This is a genomic window from Larkinella sp., assembly GCF_965227735.1.
Classification (GTDB): Bacteria; Bacteroidota; Bacteroidia; order Cytophagales; family Spirosomataceae; genus Larkinella.
Genome location: NZ_OZ245776.1, coordinates 1,037,963 through 1,053,191 on the forward strand (window position 1 = coordinate 1,037,963; position 15,229 = coordinate 1,053,191).

Below are 15,229 nucleotides of genomic sequence, written 5' to 3' on the forward strand. Positions count from 1 at the left end.
TAAGAATGAAGAGTTAAACCTATATTAACCAATACATTATTTTCAATTCTTCACTCTTCATTCTTTTCTAACCTACAATCAGACGCTGACCGGGTTTGAGTGAATTTCCCTTGATTTTATTCAGTTTTTTCAGTTCATCGACGCTCAGGTCGCTATACCGCTTCGAAATATTCCAGAGCGTGTCGCCATCCTGAACCCGGTGGTACTTCGGTTTGTAGGTTTTGGTCCGTTTTGCCACCGTCGGTTTTTCCAGGCTTTTGGTCACTTTTGCCACCCGGGACGATGTTTCCGGCAGTGCCTGTTCCCGGAAAATAACCAGTTTCTGTCCTTTCTGGATACGGGTCGAACGCAGGTGATTCCACTTTTTGAGGTCATACACGTCCACGTCATACTTCTCTGCAATGCGCGACAGCACCTCGCCCCGTTTCACGACGTACACGGTTTTTTTCGGCTTTCGACGAACCACTTCCTCCACGTCATCCTCATCGGAGGCAATGGCGTTGGCGGCTATCACTGGCTGCGATTCCCGGGCCTGCTCTTCATTGGCATCGGTAAAAGGGAAATGATCCCGTTTTCCCGCGGAGTCGGAACGGTAGTCGACGCTTTCTGTCGATGCCAGCAACATGTTGGTCGAAATCGTCGGATTTCGACCGGCTGAATCCAGAATAGCCCGCCGATTGGACGCAAAATAATCGAAATGGGCTTTCGGCACCCGAAGCACGAAACTGCGGGTTTGATCAGACAGCACACCCGTCATGATCGACGGATTCATTTTCTGAATTTCGGCCAGTGGCACCCCGCTGTATTGGCAAAACCGCTCGATCGACAGGTAGCCGTTGACGTGAATCGTATCACAGGGAATGGGATATTCGGGCTGTTCGGCATAAATCCCGTGGTCGTTGGCGAAGTTCATCATGTAGGTCAACGCAATGAATTGCGGGACATACGCACGGGTTTCTTTCGGCAGGAAATTATAAATGGTCCAGAACGAATCGCCCCCGGACCGGCGCATGGCACGTTTCACCGTCCCCGGCCCGCTGTTGTAGGCCGCCAGCGCAAGGTGCCAGTCGCCAAATACCCGGTACAAATCTTTCAGATAGCGACAGGCGGCATCGGTCGACTTGACCGGGTCCATGCGCTCATCGATGTACTCGTCCTGGTAGAGTTTGAAATCCGCGCCCGTATACGGCATAAACTGCCACAAACCGCCTGCGCCGACGCGCGAAACCGCTTTGGGATCGAGCGACGATTCAACAATCGAGAGGTATTTCAGTTCATCGGGAATGTCGTGCTGGGCCAGCAAGCGTTCATACAAAGGGAAGAACATCGGCATCCGCTCCATCACCTTTTTGGTGTAACTCGGTCGCCGGAAGGTGAAGTAATCGATAAAACCGTGGACGGTTTTATTGTAGTTCAGGGGAATGGTCTGTTCCAGTTTGGCCAGTCGGTCACGCAGAACGGGTTCCGGGATGGACAAGACCTCCGGCACATCGAGCACCTGGATGGTTTCCTGTGTCGTGTCGGCTCTGACACCATTGGTGTCGGCCTGAAAAAAAGCGCCCCAACTGCGGGAAGAAACGCTCAGTAAAAGCAATACAGTACAAGCCAATCGGAGGCCGTGAAGGGTCTTCTTCAGGTTCGACATGAGCAGGTTTTGGGTTACATGTTGGTTAAGTAATTATCAAGGCAAGAACGGTCTGGTCGATAAAAATAGGACAAAAAATAGTTTTCGTCAAACTTTTCGGCAAATTAGGTCGATAAATCTCTTAAGCTGTCCGGCAGAGTTGGTTCAAGGTTTTGGAACTAAGTCGATTAAATCAGAGATGTGACGTAGTCAATGTATCTTTAAAAACGGTGACAAAGTAAGGTTCCATATACTTTGTCACCGTTTTTGTTTTGAGACGATTTCATTCCGGATGCGTCACGGTTTTGTTTCGAAAGAGGTCGGTACCAGGCTCCTTCCAAACCAAACCGTTAAGGAAAGAGGGTCTCATGCGCCGTAGGAGACTCAGTAACTTTCATACACGTAGGTTAGGGTTTCCTGTGGTTTAAAGGGCTCGGTTGTAATGCGGGTCGCCGGCAAATCTCCGACGTAGGTATACGCATACGTGGTGGATCCGGCCGACAGCACATTGTTCCGGCTTAGATGGAGAACATTGTCAACCCCGCCGTAATAAGTATAAAAATCCAGAATTCCGTTAAAAGGCGTCGACACCCCCGCCGTGGCATAGGGGGCCGGAATGACGGCGACGTTATAGAACGGGTTTGTTTTGGAATCGTGCGTAAAATTAGTTGTATAGCTGTTATTCAATGGAGAAGGGATTCTAAAAATGCTTGTAGCTGTAGCAACCAATGTCAGGTTGTTGCCAGTGAACGTATAGTCACTGTCCTCCGTATAGGAAACCCCACCGGTTGCGAAGGATTTATGGCTATGTTTCACCGTATTGTCGGGATTGTACTGAAACGTTAAATCCCAGACGTTATCGCCCCGTCCATCTTTATCGTTGGTATAGTAAAGCCGGGTCATCTGGCTGTTGACATATGTATACGAATACGTCTCGGTTATTTTCGATTCGCCCGCCGGAGTGATTTCGCGCTGGAATTGGGTAACCTGGTTCTGGGCATTGTAGGTAAAAGCACCGGTTTCGACCGGAGCATTCGGGTCACTGGGATTTTGAGTGGTCGTAATGGTGTTCAGACGGCCCTGCAAATCGTAGCCGAAGGTGCTGATGTATTGTACCAAACCAGACCGGCCGACGACATCCGCCAGCTCCTGCGTTACGGTTTTAATCCGCAAGCGGTCCGGAACGGAACCCGGTGAAACGTTTGGAAAAAGATGATCGCCACAGCCTGTAAACTGAAAGACGACCATTCCGTAGAGCAACCCCCGAAGTACATGGATCATTTTCATAAGAGGACGTTTGTTTCGTTGTAACTATATAAGTAAATATATCACTATATCTGGAAAAATTATATTATTAACGTATATACTTATACGGTATTTATTAACCGGTAATCGCATCAGATTAAAACTTTCTTTATTGAATTTTCGAAGAACGATAATATCTGCTTCACGGCCGTTTTTCCTTTTCTTTTAATTTTTTTTCCTGGTGGTTTAAACGGGATTTAGAATGATGTTTGTGGCATTTTCTGCATTGATATTAGAAGAGATGCTCCACCCGGTCAATCTATTACAAGCAGCAATTGAAGTGGAAACTCGTTTTTTTACTTTTACCGGAACGACAGCCGACCTGTCCTGACCCGCATTTCGAAAGTTGTGGGTTAAATTGTTAAACCAGCGGGTAGACTTCCTGAACTACAGCGCTTTTGAGGACAATGAACGGGCGATTGTCGCCTGACTTTTCCAGCCTGCGAAAGCCCCCGACCGCGACATGAAACTGCCCCTTTACCCGCTCCTCTTTTTTTGCCTGCTTGGTTTCAAGACCTGGACCGCCGAACCGGTTCCGCTCACCCGGCTTCGGTGCGATTCCCGGGATCATCCGCTCGGTGTCGAAAGCCGTCAGCCCCGGTTAAGCTGGCAGTTGGTGTCGGATGTTCGGGGTCAAAAGCAAACCGCTTACCGGATTCTGGTGTCCGACAATCCGCAGACACTGGCGGCCAGTCAGGGCAACCTCTGGGATTCGGGCAAACGCATTTCCGACCAGTCGATTCAGGTGCCGTACGAAGGAAAACCGCTCCTGGCGAGCCGGTCGTACTACTGGAAAGTGCAGATTTGGGATAAAGACGGCCAGCCGTCGGGCTGGAGCGCACCCGCCACCTGGCAAATGGGCTTGCTAACCCGGGCCGACTGGGGCAAGGCGCAGTGGATTGCGCTGGAAGAACTGCCGGCGTCGGAACGGATCGTTCCGTTCGTCCACGACCCCAATGCGGCCAAACCGCTGGGAGACCGGAAATCGGCTCAGAATGCGCTACCCCAGTTCCGGAGGGAGTTTCGGTTTGAAAAACCGCTGAAGCGGGCCACGGTTTTTATTTCCGGCCTGGGTCATTATGAACTGAGCCTCAACGGACAACGCGTAAAAGACCATTTCATTGATCCCGGCTGGACTAATTATGATCACTACGCTTTATACGCGACTTACGACATAACGACCGCGCTCCGAAAAGGCGCAAACGTGTTGAGTGTGCTCCTCGGCAACGGTTTTTATAACATCCCCGTTGAACGCTACCGGAAAATTGTAGGCTCTTTTGGCTATCCAAAACTGATCTGTAAACTGCAACTGGCGTACGAAGACGGGACACACCAGGAAATAGTTACCGATCAATCCTGGAAAGTAACCCAAAGTCCGATCACCTATTCGAGCATTTACGGCGGTGAAGACTGGGATGCCACCAAGGAGATTTCGGGCTGGATGGAAGCCGGTTTTGATGACACGGGCTGGCAAACCCCGCTCGTGGTGCAGGGATCACCCCTACTGCGGTCGCAAACCGCTCCGCCGGTCAAAATCATGGAAACCTTCAAACCGGTCCGGATCACGCAGCCTAAAGCGGGTATTTACGTAATCGACCTGGGACAGAACATGTCTGGCATTCCACAGATTTCGGTGTCGGGAAAAACCGGTTCCGTCGTCAAGATAACCCCCGGCGAGTTGTTGGACGACGACAGTCTGGTGACGCAGCAATCGAGCGGCCAGCCGCATTTTTACCGGTATACGCTCAAAGGAACCGGCACCGAAACCTGGCATCCGCGCTTCACCTACTACGGTTTCCGATATCTGCAAATCGAAGGTGCCGTTCCCGCCCAGGGCCTGCTGAGCACGATCGCGATGCCCTCCGCCAATATTCCGGTTTTGAAAGCCGTCAAAGGACTGCATATCCGGGGTTCGGCCGAAACCGTCGGAACGTTTTCATGTTCGAATGAGCTGTTCAACCGCATCGACCGACTCATCGACTGGGCCATCAAAAGCAACATGGTGAGCACACTGACCGACTGCCCGCACCGCGAGAAACTGGGCTGGCTGGAAGAGACGCACCTCATGAGTGGTTCGGCCCGCTATACCTACGATCTGGCGACGCTGCTGCCAAAAATCATTCGGGATATGCAAACGGCGCAGTTGACCAACGGCCTCATTCCCGATATTGCCCCCGAGTATACCGCCTTCGCCAGCGGTTTTCGCGACTCCCCGGAATGGGGCAGTGCCGGGGTGATTCTGCCGTGGTATACCTACCAGTGGTACGGCGATAAAAGCATTCTGGTGGAAAGTTACGACATGATGAAAAAGTATGTGGCCTATCTGGGCACCAAAGCCAATAACCACATTCTGACCCACGGTTTGGGCGACTGGTGCGACCTGGGGCCCAAACCACCGGGCGAATCACAGTTGACGCCCAAAGGCATTACGGCCACAGCCACCTACTTTTACGACCTGACCATTCTGGAAAAAACTGCCCGTTTACTGGGCAAAACCGCCGACGCCGATCAGTTTCAGCAATTGGCTGGGGCCGTCAAAAAGGCGTTCAATGAAACGTATTACGACGCCCAGAAAGGGCAGTATGGATCGGGGAGCCAGACTTCCAACGCCATGCCGATTTACATGAAGCTGGTGACGCCCGACAACCAGGCCGCCGTGACAGCCAGTTTATTGAAGAACCTCAAAGACAACCACTACAGCCTGACGGCGGGCGACATCGGGTTTCGGTATTTGCTGCTGGCGCTGGGTCAGGTCGGCGCTTCGGACGCTATTTATGCCATGAACAACCGCGCCGATGTGCCGGGCTACGGTTACCAACTGGCCCACGGCGCCACCGCCCTGACGGAATCCTGGCCTGCCCTGCGGTTTGTGTCCAACAACCACTTCATGCTCGGGCACCTCATGGAATGGCTTTACGGCGGTCTGGGCGGGATTCAGCAGGATGAAAGTGTGCCGGGTTTCAAAGCCATCGTCATCAAACCCGAGGTTGTAGGAGACATCACCCACACCCGCGTCCGGTATCTTTCGCCCTACGGCCCGATCAAGAGTGAATGGAAAAAAAACGGCACCCAACTGGAACTGATGGTGAGCATTCCGGCCAATACCACCGCCACGGTGTATTTACCCAATGCCAACGGAAGTCCGATTCTGGAAGGCGACAAGTCCCTTGATCAACAGAAAGAGATCAAGGTGCTGCGAACGGAAACCAACCATACCGTCGTGGCTATTGGCTCGGGCAGTTATGTGTTTAAAATCAATAATCTTTAAATAACTATGACTATCGCTTTTTGCCCCTAAATCCCCTAAAGGGGACTTGGACGATACCCCCCCGGATGCAAAAAGTCCCCTTTAGGGGATTTAGGGGCAAAAAGCGATAGTCTTACGTTCATTTACCACCCCGGATTCTGCGTCAGATTCGGATTGAGCTGGCGTTCTTTGGCGGGAATGGGAAACAGGTAGTGCTTCTTTTCATCGAAAGGACGGCCTTTGGAGGTCAGTTCCAGATACGCTTTTTTCCAGCGAACCAGATCCCGCCAGCGGTGACCTTCCAGCCCCAGCTCCACCACCCGTTCGTGGGCAATCCACTCCATGAAAGCGGTTTTCGACAAACCGGGGTCGAGTTCCTTCAGTCCCGCCCGTTTCCGAACGCGGTTGACGGCGGCATAGGCTTCGGCGGTTGGCCCAGAGGCCGAATTGGTGGCTTCGGCAAATAGCAGCAAAACATCCGCAAAGCGAAGAAGCCGGATGTTGACGTCCGACCCCGTTGTCCAGTCGAACTCGTTCCCACCATCTTTCTGGTATTTTCGAACGGCAAAATCGGCCGGTAAAACGTCGAACCAGGAGGTATATTCCAGCACTTTATAATAATCCAGTCCGTCGAATTTGCTCCCCTGTGGCCCAAAAACCGACGCCAGCAAGCGCGTATCGCCCACTTCAAACTGCTTGACGTACCACTCCGACGGAATCACGTTGTTGTAGGCCCGGCCCCGAACGCCCATTTCGAGGGGCCGCAAACCGCCCGTTCCGCATTCATCACAGAACGCACCGGGATTGACCGTCGCCGAAAACTGGACCTCAAAAAGGGACTCCTTGTTGTTCTCGTTCACATTCGTGTGATTGTCGCGGTAATTCGGCACCAGATCGTAGACATTCGAGTCGATAATCTCCTTAAACAGTTTGGCTGCGGCCACGTAATCGGTCTGGCTGTTGGTCAGGTTGGCCCGATACAGCAAGGCTTTGGCCCGGAATCCTTTGGCAGCTCCGCGCGTGGCCCGGCCAATTTCGTCGCCTTCATACAAAACCGGCAACCGTTTTTCAGCCTCCTCAAAATCTTTCAAAATGGCCTCATACACCTGCGGAACCGCAATCCGGGTCGGTTGCTTCTCTTCGGGTTTGCTCACATCGACCACCTTCAGAATCAACGGCACATCGCCGAAATTCGTCACCAGCGTGAAGTAATACATCGCCCGCAGAAAATACGCTTCGCCCAGCAAACGGCTCTTTTTCGCTTCGTTCATCGGAACGCCCGGAATGCGGGTGATCGCCAGATTGGCCCGGTAAATGCCCTGGTAACAGCCCGTCCAAAGAAAATTGTATACTTCCGTGCTGGCATCGGCTTCGGCTTCGCGCATCAACACCAGACTCGGACTGGTCGACACCGTGGCCTCGGTTTCATCCGACATCAGTTCCTGCGTCAAATGCATGATCTGCGAATACAGATCCGGCGACGCCAGGGTTGCATAAGCCGCATTGACGGCCTTGAGCGCATCTTCCTCCGTTTTGTAATAGTTATCCGTCGTCAGCACATTCACATTCTGAACGTCCAGTGCCTTGTCGCTGCAACCAGCCACCAACCCGGCCACCAGCAAAAGCGTGCTTATCTTTTTCATATGAACTCGGTTTTCGGTTTTCAGTTTTCAGTTTACGGTGGGCTGACGCGCGTACAGGCTGAATGCGTCAGCCCACCGTAAACTGAAAACCGTAAACCATTAAAAATTAAGCTGTAATCCCCCCAGGAACATTCGTGACTGCGGTTGCTGAGCGACATCGATGCCTTCACCCAGCGCCTGGTTGCTGGCAAATTCGGGATCGAAACCGGAATACTTCGTTTTTGTAAACAGATTCTGCGCTCCCACATAGACCCGCAACCGACTGGCGCCAAAGGTCGAGGTCAGCGTTTCGGGCAAGGTGTAGCCCAGTTGCAGGGATTTTAACCGAAAATAACTGCCATCTTCCACAAAGCGGTCGGACGGACGAAAATTCCGGGTGCCGGACGCATCCGCGCGGGGCTGCGTGGTCGACGGTTTTTCGCGCGTCCAGCGGCTAAGGACCTCCGTTCCGGCGTTGTACCGGCCCAGATACCCGTTCAGCCAGTAGGCCGTGGCATTGTAAAGCTGGTGGCCCGACGCTCCTTGCAGCAAGACCGACAGGTCAAAACCGGCCCCGCTCACCGAGGCTGAAAAACCGTAATAAACCGTCGGAATCGGACTGCCGAGGAAGGTTTTGTCCGCGTCCGTAATTTTGCCGTCGCTGTTCAGATCCGCGTAGCGAATGTCACCGGGTTCGGTGCCGGTCAGGCTGGGGTTCTTGATGATTTCGTCGCGGGTCTGAAAAATGCCCACCCGCTGAAAACCGTAGTAACTGCCCACCGGCTGCCCTACGGCTGTGGCCGTTACCGTTTCTTCATGCACCAATCCCCCCAAAACCGGATCGGGCCGGTCGCCCAGCGAAACCACCTTGTTTTTCTGCCAACTGGCAAAACCGGTCAGGCTGAAACTGATCCAGTCGTTGCTGCGTTCGCCCGTCAGACTCAGATCGATTCCGGAATTATCGACCACCCCGGCGTTGGTGAGCGGTGCCGCAGCCCCCACCGACGCTGGCAACGGCACCTCCACCAGCAAATTCGTGGTCTGTTTCCGGAAATAATCGACCCGCAGTTTCACACTGTTTTCCAGCGCACTAACATCCAGCCCAACGTTGCTGGTCGTGGTCGTTTCCCAGCGAATACCGGTGTTGGGCAAGGTGCTCGGAAACGCCCCGACGCCCAGAAATGAGTTGGTGGGACCGAACGGATAATTGTAGTTTTGCGCAATCAGCGATGCATATTGAAAATCTCCGACGTTGTCGTTGCCGCTTTTCCCCCACCCGACCCGGAGTTTGACGGTATTCAGGTACGGCATCGATTCCAGAAACCGCTCTTTGTTCAGATACCAGGCCGCGCCCACCGACGAAAACGCGCCAAAGCGATGACCCGGCCCAAAACGCGACGAACCATCGCGCCGGACAATCGCCGTCAGCCAGTATTTTTTCTGATAATCATACGACAATTGACCCATCAGACTCACCACCCGGTAGAACGCGTAGGTGCCGCCCACAGTCCGGTTGCGCGACGACTGACCCGCCGTCAGCGATCGAATGTCGTTCCCCGGCAAATCATCCGCATAGGCCAGAATGTCGTCGTTTCGGTAGGTCTGGCGACTTCCCGCCAGCAAAACCGTCAGCGAATGGGCATCCAGCGTGTGACTGTAACTCAGTTGGTGATGCAGTAAAGTGTTGTAATTGGTCTGTTTGGCCCGGGCCAGCGAAGCCGTCAGGTTGATGTTGTATTCGCCCATGTTGAACGCGGGCATGGAATAGGCGCGGTCGAAATTGCGCAGATCGAAGCCAAGGGTTGCGCGGTAGGTCAGGCCGTCGAACAACGTCCATTCGCCGAACAAATCACCGATCAGATTCAGGGAGGTGTGCCGGTCGTTGGTCAAAACCGACAAACCGATGGGATTCAGAGCATCGTTCCCGGCGTCCAGGTAGGTGGTGCCTTCGTAGCCGCCCACCCGTCGCGGGTTGGTAATCGACAGATAGGGCGCACTTTTCAGCGCCTGTTCAATGGGGGTCCGGCCCCCGGTTCCGTCGTTGGCGTGCCGAACCGACTGGCTGAGGGTCAGGTTCTGCCCCACTTTCAGATTGTCGGTCAAATCGAAATCGGTGTTGAGCCGCATCGATAACCGCTCGAAATCGGAGCCCAGAATAACGCCGTCCTGCTTGAAATAATCCGCAGCGATCAGATACCGCGCCGACTCCTTACCCCCCGCTACCGACACATACGCACTCCGAACCGGAGCGGGCCGAAACAACGCGCCAAGCCAGTCGGTACTGGTGCCCAGCAGGGTATCGAGCGACACCTGATTGGTCAGTTTAAAGGCCGGAATCAAGCCGCCGTTCGAGCGGCTGTCGTTGATGTAACTGATATACTGGCGGGTGTTGAGAAGCTGGGGTTGCCGGGTCGTTCGCTGAACGCCGGTATACAAATCGACCATAACGCGGGGCTGGCCGGTTTCACCTTTTTTGGTGGTGATCAGAATAACGCCGTTGGAACCCCTCATACCATATTGCCCCATCGAGGTGGCATCTTTCAGCACTTCGACGGTTTCGATGGCGTTTGGTGCCAGCCAGTTCAGGTTATCCGCTTGTCCGATAATCATCCCATCCACCACCACCAGGGGCGTGGTATCGCCAAACCGCCCCGGCCCGTGCATTTGCAGGGTTGCCGCCCCCCCCGGTTCGCCGGAACTGGCCCGAACCAGCAGGCCGGACACCTGCCCCTGCAAAGCTTGCAGGGAATTTGCGGTCACGATCCGGCGGAGGTTTTTAGCCGAAACCGTATCCGTCGAACTGGTGTGCCGAAAGGCCGTCAGCCGCCCATTTCGGGCTGAAAGCGAATCATCGGATGGGAAGGCTGCAGTGGCACGGGGGGGTAACTGAAGTGTTAAAGTGAGGACAAAACTATTGAAAATGAGTGAATTGATCTTTATCCATATTGTTGAGAAACACCGGATAGTCGGTGGGTGTATCATATACCTGGACGGGTTAGAGGAAGTAATGCCAAAAGTTAACTACCTCTTCCGTATCAAGAATAATACCAATCCGAAAAATAAAAAAGCCTGCGTAGTCTTTACAGCTACGCAGGCTTCTTCTACCGGCCAACTTTTTGCCATTTCCAGAGAAATGGCTATCCGAAACGGACTGACTGTTACGGACTAAAGCTCGTTGTTAGGGCAAAAACAATTGTCTGTTTATTTTTTTGCAAACTCCCGGTGGTAGGCGGCCTTGTACAATTCTTCTTCCGGCAAGCTGCGGAAATAATCATACGTAATCCGTAGGCCCTCTTCCCGCGAAACTTTGGGTTCCCAGCCCAGAATCTGCTGCGCCCGCGTAATGTCCGGACGGCGTTGTTTGGGGTCGTCGGTAGGCAACGGCTTCACGATCAGCTTCTGCTTGGTTCCCGTCAGCTTGATGATTTCTTCGCCAAATTCCCGGATGGTGATCTCGCCGGGGTTACCGATGTTGACCGGGTAGGCGTAATCGCTCAGCAACAACCGGTAGATGCCTTCAACCAGGTCATCGACGTAACAGAACGAACGGGTCTGGCTGCCGTCGCCGAAAACCGTGAGGTCTTCACCGCGCAGCGCCTGGCCGATGAAAGCAGGCAATACCCGGCCGTCGTTGAGTCGCATCCGGGGACCGTAGGTATTGAAAATCCGCACAATCCGCGTTTCCAGACCGTGGTAGGTATGATACGCCATCGTGATCGCTTCCTGAAACCGCTTGGCTTCGTCGTATACCCCACGCGGGCCAACGGGGTTTACATTGCCCCAGTAATCCTCGTTCTGCGGGTGAACCGCCGGATCGCCGTATACTTCCGAGGTGGAAGCGATCAGCACCCTGGCGTTTTTAACCCGCGCCAGTCCGAGGCAGTTGTGAATGCCCAGCGACCCGACTTTCAGCGTCTGGATCGGGATTTTCAGATAATCGATCGGGCTGGCAGGCGACGCGAAATGGAGAATATAGTCCAGATCGCCCGAAACGTGGATGAATTTCGATACGTCGTGGTGATAGAACTCGAAGTTGGGCAGGTGGAACAGGTGTTCGATATTGCGAATGTCGCCCGTAATGAGGTTATCCATCGCAATGACGTGGTAGCCCTCTTTGATAAACCGATCGCAGAGGTGCGACCCCAGGAAACCAGCCCCGCCTGTAATGAGTACGCGTTTCATAAAGTGAGAGTTTCAGATTTTTTTAGTTGATCCGTTTACGCATTTTGCGTGACTTCCGGCGTTACGGTTTCGCGCCCGATGCTGTAATAGGTGTAGCCGACTTCCTTCATCTGGTCAAGTTCGTAGACATTCCGACCGTCGAAAATCAGCTTATTTTTCAGCAGCAGGTTCATTTTTCCGAAGTCCGGCGTGCGGAACAGCGGCCATTCGGTCATGATCACCAGGGCATCGGCATCGTCCAGGGCAGCATACGACGTATGGGCGTAGTTGATCTGATTACCCAGAACATTCCGCACATTGTCCATTGCTTCGGGGTCGTAAACCGTTACTTTGGCGCCTTCGTTCAGCAACGCCCGGATGTTTTCCAGGGCCGGGGCTTCCCGAATGTCGTCAGTATACGGTTTGAACGCCAGGCCCCAGACGGCAATGGTTTTCCCTTTCAGATCGCCGTCGAAGTGGTTTTTGATGATCGGCAGCAGTTTGCTTTTCTGCCTGGTGTTCACGTCCATCACCGACTTCAGAATTTTGAAATCGTAGTCGTATTCCTGCGCGGTTTTGGCCAGCGCCTGCACGTCTTTCGGAAAGCAGCTTCCACCGTAGCCAATCCCGGCGAACAAAAACCGCTTGCCGATCCGGCTGTCGGTTCCGATGCCCCGGCGAATGTCGTCGACGTTCGCACCGGCTTTCTCACACAGGTTGGCGATTTCGTTCATGAACGAAATTTTAACGGCCAGGAACGCATTGGCGGCATATTTGGTCATTTCGGCCGAACGCTCATCCATGAAAATCACCGGATTCCCCTGCCGAACGAGCGGGGCATACAGCTTGTTCAGAACGGCTTTGGCTTTGTCTGACCGGGTCCCGATCACGACGCGATCCGGTTTCATGAAATCATCGACGGCAACGCCTTCCCGCAGAAATTCGGGGTTCGATACCACGTCGAAGTCGATTTTCGCACCCCGCGAAATGTGAAGCCACACCTTTTCGGCGGTTCCCACCGGCACGGTACTTTTGTCAACAATAACCGCGTATTGCTTCAGCAACGGGCCCAAATCATCCGATACTTTCAGAATATATTTCAAATCGGCGGAGCCATCTTCGCCCGGCGGTGTGGGCAATGCCAGGAAAATAACTTCCGCTCCTTCAATCCCTTCGGCCAGGTTAGTCGTAAATTTCAGACGACCTTCGGCGGTATTCCGGTTGAATAAAACATCCAGACCTGGTTCGTAAATCGGAATGATTCCGTTGTTCAGTTTTTCAACTTTACGCTCGTCGATGTCGACGCAGACGACCTGATTTCCGGTTTCGGCAAAACAGGTCCCCGTAACGAGCCCGACATACCCGGTTCCAATAACGGCTAATTTCATAGAGAAGTGACTGTATTTATGTTAAGATAGGTTGATAGAAGTCAACTGATTTGTACTTTTTGTATACTTTGAATGCAGGACACAAAAATAGATTTTTTTACTCAATTCCGACTGTTCCTGCCGGAATTTGTGATTCAGAGGTCGATAATCTTCGGGTATTACACTGGCTTAATGTCAGTTAACCCTCTGTTCAGACCGCACGGTAAATTGCTAAATCCACTGCGGACGGATTTGCCAGCCTGCTTGGGTCTGTCGATAAATTTTTGTAAATTATTATTAAAATCATCGTAAAAGTGCCACACAGCATAGCGCGTTCATGACTTCAGAAATTGTAGAAAACCAAGTAGACGATAGTTCGCAACTGATTGCCCAAACCGTCCGCGATTTTGCCACCCGCCACATCCTGCCGTTTGTTCGGGAATGGGATGAGTCGCAGCATTTTCCGGTCGAAACGATGCGTCAGTTGGGCGAATTGGGGCTTTTGGGCCTTCTGGTCCCGGAAGAATACGGCGGTGCGGGACTCGGCTACCGGGAATACGTCGGTGCGATCGTTGAACTAGCCAAAGTAGACGGGGCCATCGGACTGTCGATGGCAGCCCACAATTCCCTCTGTACGAATCACATTCTGCTCTTTGGCAGTCCGGCGCAAAAGCAGTTGTATTTACCCAAACTGGCCTCCGGCGAATGGATTGGCGCCTGGGGGCTGACAGAACCCAACACCGGTTCCGATGCCGGGAACATGCGAACTGTGGCTGTTCGGGACGGGGACGACTGGGTGCTGAATGGCTCCAAAAATTTTATCACCCACGGGAAAAGCGGGAATGTGGCCGTGGTCATCGCGCGAACGGGCGAACCCAACACCCCCCACAATGCCACGGCTTTTGTGGTCGAACGCGGTACACCCGGTTTTTCGGGCGGCAAAAAAGAAGACAAACTCGGCATGCGGGCGTCCGAAACGGCGGAAATGCTGTTTCAGGATTGCCACATTTCCGACCGCCAGCGACTCGGCGAGGTGGGCGACGGTTTTGTGCAGTCGCTGAAAATTCTGGACGGCGGGCGGATTTCGATTGCGGCCCTGAGCCTCGGCATCGCGCTGGGTGCCTACGAACACGCCCTGAAATATGCCCAGGAACGGGAGCAGTTTGGCCAGGCGATTGCCCGGTTTCAGGCCATTGCGTTCAAACTCGCCGATCTGGCCACCACCATCGAAGCCGCCAAACTCCTCACCTACCAGGCCGCCGATTTGAAGGATGCCGGAAAACCGGTCACGAAGGAATCCGCGATGGCCAAACTCTACGCGTCGGAAGTGGCCGTGAAAGCCGCCGACGAAGCCGTTCAGATTTTCGGGGGTTACGGTTATACGAAAGATTTCCCGGTCGAGAAATACTACCGCGACGCCAAGCTTTGCACCATCGGCGAAGGAACCAGCGAGATTCAGCGGCTGGTGATTTCGCGATTGATCCTGAAATAGAAACGGCGGGGAAGTTCCCCGCCGTTTCTGCCTTTTTCACAACTAAATTTACTGCTAATTACCCTTCTTTTCGGTCTTTTTCACGGTCGTTTTTTTGACAACAACCTGGTGTTTGCCGTGTTTACCCTTCATTTTACTCCCCTTCGTTGCCGTAGTACTGGTGGCTGAGGTCGTAGCCGGTTTTTCTTGCGCATACGCAGCCGGTTCGGCAAATACAGCCGCACACAAGGCTATCCAAAGTATCTTCTTCATAATATCAGCTTGTTAAAAGTTTCAATCCTTCTGCTAACTTTTTTCCTGATAGAAAGTTCGAACAATTGTATTAAAACCCTATTAAGTTTGCTTTAAAAGTGAATTAAAGCGCAGCTATTGACGCGATATCAGAAGTTGGTTGTGGCCTACCAAAAAGCC

General features: G+C 53.1%; 10 protein-coding genes. 3 read left to right on the forward strand and 7 right to left on the reverse strand.

All coding sequences use genetic code 11. The features are described 5' to 3' along the window. Window positions 1-67: 67 nt before the first annotated feature. Both ACO064_RS04105 and ACO064_RS04110 read right to left on the reverse strand, forming a co-directional pair. Entirely contained in the window at window positions 68-1,645 is a 1,578-nt protein-coding gene (locus tag ACO064_RS04105) for a LysM peptidoglycan-binding domain-containing protein (RefSeq protein WP_421826136.1), read from the reverse strand. A 363-nt stretch (window positions 1,646-2,008) separates the two neighbouring features. Next, window positions 2,009-2,905 (reverse strand): hypothetical protein, encoded by an 897-nt coding sequence (locus tag ACO064_RS04110; protein ID WP_421826137.1) that lies wholly within the window; start codon window positions 2,903-2,905, stop codon window positions 2,009-2,011. Between the two features lie 487 nt (window positions 2,906-3,392). Between ACO064_RS04110 and ACO064_RS04115 the strand changes: the two genes are divergently transcribed. Continuing rightward, entirely contained in the window at window positions 3,393-6,197 is a 2,805-nt protein-coding gene (locus tag ACO064_RS04115; RefSeq protein ID WP_421826138.1) for a glycoside hydrolase family 78 protein, read from the forward strand. A 122-nt stretch (window positions 6,198-6,319) separates the two neighbouring features. Here ACO064_RS04115 and ACO064_RS04120 read toward each other — a convergent pair whose 3' ends face one another. Next, the gene (locus ACO064_RS04120) at window positions 6,320-7,819 is read right to left on the reverse strand and encodes a RagB/SusD family nutrient uptake outer membrane protein (protein WP_421826139.1); all 1,500 of its coding nucleotides are present in this window, start codon (window positions 7,817-7,819) and stop codon (window positions 6,320-6,322) included. A gap of 99 nt (window positions 7,820-7,918) precedes the next feature. Next, the gene (locus ACO064_RS04125) at window positions 7,919-10,780 is read right to left on the reverse strand and encodes a SusC/RagA family TonB-linked outer membrane protein (protein ID WP_421826140.1); all 2,862 of its coding nucleotides are present in this window, start codon (window positions 10,778-10,780) and stop codon (window positions 7,919-7,921) included. Here ACO064_RS04125 and ACO064_RS04130 point away from each other — a divergent pair. Continuing rightward, on the forward strand, window positions 10,719-10,967 hold the full coding sequence (locus tag ACO064_RS04130) for a hypothetical protein (protein ID WP_421831086.1): 249 nt from the start codon (window positions 10,719-10,721) through the stop codon (window positions 10,965-10,967). The two genes, ACO064_RS04125 and ACO064_RS04130, sit on opposite strands and share 62 nt — an antisense overlap. Before the next feature lie 32 nt (window positions 10,968-10,999). Here ACO064_RS04130 and ACO064_RS04135 read toward each other — a convergent pair whose 3' ends face one another. Together ACO064_RS04135 and ACO064_RS04140 are read right to left on the reverse strand one after the other, a co-directional pair. Next, window positions 11,000-11,980, reverse strand: coding sequence for a UDP-glucuronic acid decarboxylase family protein (locus ACO064_RS04135; protein WP_114404976.1), 981 nt, complete (start codon window positions 11,978-11,980; stop codon window positions 11,000-11,002). A gap of 35 nt (window positions 11,981-12,015) precedes the next feature. Next, window positions 12,016-13,347, reverse strand: a complete 1,332-nt coding sequence (locus tag ACO064_RS04140) for a UDP-glucose dehydrogenase family protein (protein WP_421826141.1) — start codon at window positions 13,345-13,347, stop codon at window positions 12,016-12,018. Window positions 13,348-13,663: 316 nt separating this feature from the next. Between ACO064_RS04140 and ACO064_RS04145 the strand changes: the two genes are divergently transcribed. Beyond that, the gene (locus ACO064_RS04145) at window positions 13,664-14,818 is read left to right on the forward strand and encodes an acyl-CoA dehydrogenase family protein (protein WP_421826142.1); all 1,155 of its coding nucleotides are present in this window, start codon (window positions 13,664-13,666) and stop codon (window positions 14,816-14,818) included. Window positions 14,819-14,872: 54 nt separating this feature from the next. Here ACO064_RS04145 and ACO064_RS04150 read toward each other — a convergent pair whose 3' ends face one another. After that, complete coding sequence (locus tag ACO064_RS04150; protein ID WP_421826143.1) at window positions 14,873-15,070, reverse strand: hypothetical protein; 198 nt, start codon at window positions 15,068-15,070, stop codon at window positions 14,873-14,875. Between the last annotated feature and the right edge of the window lie 159 nt (window positions 15,071-15,229).

Bases quoted from the DNA above. Each gene is read 5' to 3' on its own strand.
- ACO064_RS04105 (WP_421826136.1), bottom strand. From the start codon at position 1,645: ATGTCGAACCTGAAGAAGACCCTTCACGGCCTCCGATTGGCTTGTACT.
- ACO064_RS04110 (WP_421826137.1), bottom strand. From the start codon at position 2,905: ATGATCCATGTACTTCGGGGGTTGCTCTACGGAATGGTCGTCTTTCAG.
- ACO064_RS04115 (WP_421826138.1), top strand. From the start codon at position 3,393: ATGAAACTGCCCCTTTACCCGCTCCTCTTTTTTTGCCTGCTTGGTTTC.
- ACO064_RS04120 (WP_421826139.1), bottom strand. From the start codon at position 7,819: ATGAAAAAGATAAGCACGCTTTTGCTGGTGGCCGGGTTGGTGGCTGGT.
- ACO064_RS04130 (WP_421831086.1), top strand. From the start codon at position 10,719: ATGAGTGAATTGATCTTTATCCATATTGTTGAGAAACACCGGATAGTC.
- ACO064_RS04125 (WP_421826140.1), bottom strand. From the start codon at position 10,780: ATGATACACCCACCGACTATCCGGTGTTTCTCAACAATATGGATAAAG.
- ACO064_RS04135 (WP_114404976.1), bottom strand. From the start codon at position 11,980: ATGAAACGCGTACTCATTACAGGCGGGGCTGGTTTCCTGGGGTCGCAC.
- ACO064_RS04140 (WP_421826141.1), bottom strand. From the start codon at position 13,347: ATGAAATTAGCCGTTATTGGAACCGGGTATGTCGGGCTCGTTACGGGG.
- ACO064_RS04145 (WP_421826142.1), top strand. From the start codon at position 13,664: ATGACTTCAGAAATTGTAGAAAACCAAGTAGACGATAGTTCGCAACTG.
- ACO064_RS04150 (WP_421826143.1), bottom strand. From the start codon at position 15,070: ATGAAGAAGATACTTTGGATAGCCTTGTGTGCGGCTGTATTTGCCGAA.